Annotated in this window: 4 protein-coding genes; 3 read left to right on the forward strand and 1 reads right to left on the reverse strand. The window is 72.5% G+C overall.

Annotated features, from left to right (window positions below; all coding sequences use genetic code 11):
* Nucleotides 1–2 precede the first annotated feature (2 nt).
* Nucleotides 3–1172 (reverse strand): acyl-CoA dehydrogenase family protein, encoded by a 1170-nt coding sequence (locus ABDW21_RS15265; protein ID WP_343603120.1) that lies wholly within the window; start codon nucleotides 1170–1172, stop codon nucleotides 3–5.
* A gap of 35 nt (nucleotides 1173–1207) precedes the next feature.
* Here ABDW21_RS15265 and ABDW21_RS15270 point away from each other — a divergent pair, with 35 nt between their 5' ends.
* Genes ABDW21_RS15270 through ABDW21_RS15280 form a run of 3 tightly spaced genes read left to right on the forward strand, consistent with a single transcriptional unit; the run spans nucleotide 1208 to nucleotide 4707 of the window.
* On the forward strand, nucleotides 1208–2206 hold the full coding sequence (locus tag ABDW21_RS15270) for a MaoC family dehydratase (protein ID WP_343603119.1): 999 nt from the start codon (nucleotides 1208–1210) through the stop codon (nucleotides 2204–2206).
* A 21-nt stretch (nucleotides 2207–2227) separates the two neighbouring features.
* Nucleotides 2228–3409 carry a CoA transferase gene (locus tag ABDW21_RS15275; protein WP_343710665.1) on the forward strand — a complete coding sequence of 394 codons (1182 nt, stop codon included), beginning with the start codon at nucleotides 2228–2230 and terminating at the stop codon, nucleotides 3407–3409.
* Nucleotides 3403–4707 (forward strand): amidohydrolase family protein, encoded by a 1305-nt coding sequence (locus tag ABDW21_RS15280; RefSeq protein WP_343603116.1) that lies wholly within the window; start codon nucleotides 3403–3405, stop codon nucleotides 4705–4707. Before ABDW21_RS15275 ends, ABDW21_RS15280 begins: the two co-directional genes overlap by 7 nt.
* The last annotated feature ends 115 nt before the right edge of the window (nucleotides 4708–4822 follow it).

Below are 4822 nucleotides of genomic sequence, written 5' to 3' on the forward strand. Positions count from 1 at the left end.
GGTCAGATGCCGCCGCGCGCGACCAGCTGGCCCGCGATCACGTTGCGCTGGATCTCGTTGGTGCCCTCGCCGACGATCATCAGCGGCGCGTCGCGGAAGTAGCGCTCGACGTCATACTCGGTGGAATAGCCGTAGCCGCCGTGAATGCGGACCGCGTTCAACGCGATCTCCATCGCCACCTCGGAGGCGAACAGCTTGGCCATCCCGGCCTCCATGTCGGCGCGCTCGCCGCTGTCGTAGCGCTCGGCGGCATACCGGGTGAGCTGACGCGCGGCGGTGAGCTTGGTCGCCATGTCCGCCAGGTAGTTGCCGACGGCCTGGTGCTTCCAGATCGGCTTGCCGAAGCTCTCCCGCTGCTGCGCATACGCCAGCGCGTCCTCAAGCGCGGCGGTCGCGACGCCGAGAGCGCGGGCGGCGACCTGAATACGGCCGGTCTCAAGGCCTTTCATCATCTGCGCGAAACCGCGGCCGGGCACACCACCCAGGATCGCCGTCGCCGGCACCCGGCAGTCGTCGAACGACAGCTCACAACTTTCCACCCCCTTGTAGCCGAGCTTGGGCAGATCCCGCGAGATCGTCAGGCCCGGCCCCGGCTGCACCAGCAGCACCGAGATGCCCGCGTGACGCGGGGTGGCGTGCGGGTCGGTCTTGCACAACAATGCGATCAGCCCGGAGCGGCGGGCGTTGCTGATCCAGGTCTTGGAGCCGTTGACCACCAACTCGTCCGAGGCGCCGTCGGCGCCAAAGGGCACAGCGGTGGTCGACATGTTCTGCAGGTCGCTGCCGCCGCCGGGCTCGGTCAGCGCCATGGTGGCCCGCAGCTCGCCGGTGGCCATCGCAGGCAGGTAGCGCCGCTTCTGGTCGTCGGTGCCGTACAGGGCGAGCAGCTTGGCCACCACGGTGTGCCCGCCCATCGCGCCGGCCAGGCTCATCCAGCCGCGCGCCAGTTCCTGGGTGACGTCCACGTAGCACGGCGTCGACACCGGCGAGCCGCCGTACTCTTCGGGGATGGCCAGCCCGTAGATGCCGATGCGCTTCATCTGCTCGATCCAGGCCTGCGGGTACTCGTCCGCGTGCTCGACCTTGCGGACGGTCGGTTTCACGTCGCGGTCGACGAATCGGCGCACGGTGTCGACCAGCATTGCCTCGTCGTCGCTGCGCCCCGTGCTCATTGACCACCTTCTGCTATACCTACGGCCATGCTGACATGCCCGACTCCGCGATGACCGGCGGCCCGTACTTCGAGGAGCTGCGGGTGGGCCAGGTCTTCTCGGCCGCCCCGTCGATGACGCTGACCTCCGGGCTGGCCGCCGTGCATCAGAGCATCCTCGGCGACCGGCTGCGGCTGCCGCTGGACGCCGAGTTGTCGACGGCCGTCACCGGCTCGGCGTTGGCCCACCCCGGTCTGGTCTGCGACGTCGCGATCGGCCAGTCGACCGTGGTCACCGCGCGGGTCAAGGCCAACTTGTTCTACCGCGGCCTGGTCTTTCACCGGTTTCCGGCGATCGGTGACACCCTGTCCACCCGCACCGAGGTGGTGGGCCTGAAGACGAACTCGGTCACGCCGGGGCGGGCGCCCACCGGGCTGGCGGCGCTGCGGATGACGACGGTCGACCAGGCCGACCGGTTGGTGCTCGACTTCTACCGCTGCGCCATGCTGCCGCTGTCCCCGGACGCCGAGTCGAGCGCCGCGCCGCACACCGACGACCTGTCGGCGATCGGCGCCGACCCGGCGCCGGCGCCGCCGGCGGCCGGCGACTGGAACGGTGAGGTGTTCCGTCGGCGTGTCCCGGGACCGCATTTCGACCCCGACATGGCCGGCACAGTGCTGCACAGCAGCGCCGACGTCGTCAGCGGCGCGGCCGAGCTGGCCCGACTAACCTTGAATATCGCTGCGGTACACCGTGATTCACGGGTCAGTGGCCGCCGGCTGGTGTACGGCGGACACACCATCGGTCTGGCGCTGGCGCAGGCCACCCGGCTGCTGCCGAATGTGGCGACGGTGTTGAGCTGGCAATCCTGCGCCCACACCGGCCCGGTGCACGAAGGCGACACCCTCTACAGCGAGCTGCACGTCGAATCCGCCGAGCTGACCGAGCACGGCGGCGTGCTGGGACTGCGATCGCTGGTCTTCGCCGTCGGCAACCCCGAGACCGAACCCGACCGGCAGGTGCTGGACTGGCGCTTTTCCGCGCTGCAATTCTGACACCGCGCGCACAATGGGGACGTGGACGCGGCGGCGGACTGGGCCGGCAGCGGGCTGGCCTGGCTGACCGGCCCGCCCGACGGGCCGCCGGACTTCTCCCGCGCCGCCGTCCTGGCCGAAGCCCGCCGAGTCTGTCGTGACATCGCCGCACTCACCGGCGTGCACGCCGACGCCGCCACGGTGCTGGCCGGCCGCGCGGCGATCCTGGGCCTGACCCGGCGCGGCCGCGTCTCGAGCGGTGGCGCCACCCGGCTGCTGGCCACCGGCGACGGCTGGTGCGCGCTGGCGCTGCCCCGCGCCGAGGACGTCGCGGCGCTACCCGCCCTGCTGCGCGCCGACGCCGTCACGGACCCGTGGCGCGCACTGACACACTGGGCCGCAACGCATTCCGTCGACGAGGTGGTCACGCGGGCGGGGCTGCTCGACATCGCTGTCGCCGCGTTGGGGGAGGCCGGTCCGGCCGAACCGGCGGTACGACGGGCCGGCGGCGCCGCTGAACCGCGCGGGGTCGACGGGCTGCTGGTGGTCGATCTGTCGTCGCTGTGGGCGGGCCCGTTGTGCACACGGCTGCTGGCCCGCGCGGGGGCGGTCGTCGTCAAGGTGGAAAGCCCGTCGCGACCCGACGGGACCCGCAGCGGCAAGCCGGAGTTCTTCGACTGGATGAACTCTGGAAAGCTCTGCTACGCTACCGATTTCGGCGCCGATGCGGATACGCTGCGGGAGCTGTTGGCGGCCGCGGACGTGGTCGTCGAAGGCTCGCGCCCGGCGGCGCTGCGCCGCCGCGGGCTGGGCAGCGCCGATGTGCCTGCCCGGCGCGGCCGGGTGTGGCTGCGCATCGGCGGGCACGCCGATGCGCCCGACCGGCCGGCGTTCGGTGACGACGCCGCGCTGGCGGGCGGCCTGGTCGGCGCCGGGCCGGATGGGCCGGTGTTCTGCGGCGACGCCATCGCCGACCCGCTGGCCGGCCTGGAGGCGGCGCGCGCGGTGGCACAGTCGCTGCGCCGCGGCGGCGGCGAGGTGATCGACGTGTCGCTGGCGCAGGTCGCCGCCCGCTACGCGGCGCTGCCGCGGGCAGCGCCGGTGTCCGGTCGCCCAAGCGCCGCACCCCGGCCACCTCCACCGAGCGCACCGGCGTCCGCGATGGGCGCCGACAATGTCGTCGTTCGCCGTATCGTCTCGGAAAGACTCTCCGCGCCATGCTGATTCAACGTGCCCGCACGCTGGATGGCGCGCCGGTCGATGTGCGGGTGGGAACGCGAATCGCTGCTGTCGGCAATGGCCTGGACCCGCTGCCCGGTGAAGACGTCTTCGACGCCGCGGGCGGCACCGTGCTCCCGGGCCTGCACGACCATCACGTCCACCTGTATTCGGCTGCCGCGGCGAGCACGTCGGTTCGGGTGGGGCCGCCGCAGGTGCGTGACCGCGCGGGCCTGGCCGCCGCGCTGGCCGGCGTCGCTGTCGGCGAGGACGGCTGGATCCGGGCCGTCGGCTACCACGATTCGGTCGCCGGGCCGCTGGACCGAGCCGCGCTGGACGCCTTGGTGCCCGGCATACCGCTGCGGGTGCAGCACCGCAGCGGGATGCTGTGGATGCTCAACTCGGCGGGCCTGGCGCGGGTCGGCCTGGCCGGCCACCCCGACGGGCGGCTGCGCAGCGACGAGAAGTGGTCGGCCGCGTTGGGACGCCGCGACATCGGCCTGGCTGACCTGAGCCGTGTGCTGAGCAGCCGTGGAGTCACCGGAATCACCGATGCCACACCGGATCTCGACGTCGGCGACATGGTGCGGCTGGCCGAGTTGCACCGCCACGGCGAGCTGCGTCAACGGGTTCACACGCTGGCGCCGGGTAAGCGGGTACTGCACGACGACAGGCTCGACCTCGATGAGCTCACCAGCTGGATCGCGCAGCGGCACCGCGACGGCGGACCGGTGGCCGTGCACTGCGTGACCGCCGCGCAGCTGGTCGTGACGATCGCGGCGCTGGGCCAGGCCGGCACCCACCCGGGTGACCGCATCGAGCACGCCGCGATGGTTCCGCCGGACTGCATCGCTGACCTGGCCGAACTCGGCGTCACCGTGGTGACCCAGCCCAACTTCGTCGCCGAGCGCGGCGACGATTACCGTGCCGAGGTTCCCGTCGCCGACCGCGACCAGCTGTGGCGGGTGGCGTCGCTGCTGCACGCGGGGATCCCGGTGGCGTTCTCCACCGACATGCCGTTCGGCGCCGGCGATCCGTGGGCGGCGATGCGGGCCGCGGTGCACCGCACCACACCCGCCGGCGCCGTGCTGGGCCCGGCCGAATCAGTCACGGCGCGAACAGCTGTGATGCTGTTCCTGGGCTACGCGGATTGTCCCGCCCGACGACGCACGGTCGCAGCGGGACAACCCGGGGACCTGTGCCTGCTGACGGTGGCGCCGGATGTGGCGCTGGCCGAGCTGGACGCCGGGATGGTCGCCGCCACGATCATCGGCGGTCACCTCGCCCACGCGTGTGACCGGTAGCTCAGGCGGGCGCCGACGCGCTCACGCCGACAGGGCCGACGCCGACAGGGCCGACGCCGACAGGGCCGACGCCGACAGGGCCGACGCCGACAGGGCCGACGCCGACAGGGCCGAC

Source organism: Mycobacterium sp. (genome assembly GCF_039583805.1).
Lineage (GTDB): Bacteria > Actinomycetota > Actinomycetes > Mycobacteriales > Mycobacteriaceae > Mycobacterium.

Excerpts from the sequence above, each read along its gene's own strand:
- ABDW21_RS15265 (WP_343603120.1), bottom strand. The coding sequence starts at position 1,172 with ATGAGCACGGGGCGCAGCGACGACGAGGCAATGCTGGTCGACACCGTG.
- ABDW21_RS15270 (WP_343603119.1), top strand. The coding sequence starts at position 1,208 with ATGCCCGACTCCGCGATGACCGGCGGCCCGTACTTCGAGGAGCTGCGG.
- ABDW21_RS15280 (WP_343603116.1), top strand. The coding sequence starts at position 3,403 with ATGCTGATTCAACGTGCCCGCACGCTGGATGGCGCGCCGGTCGATGTG.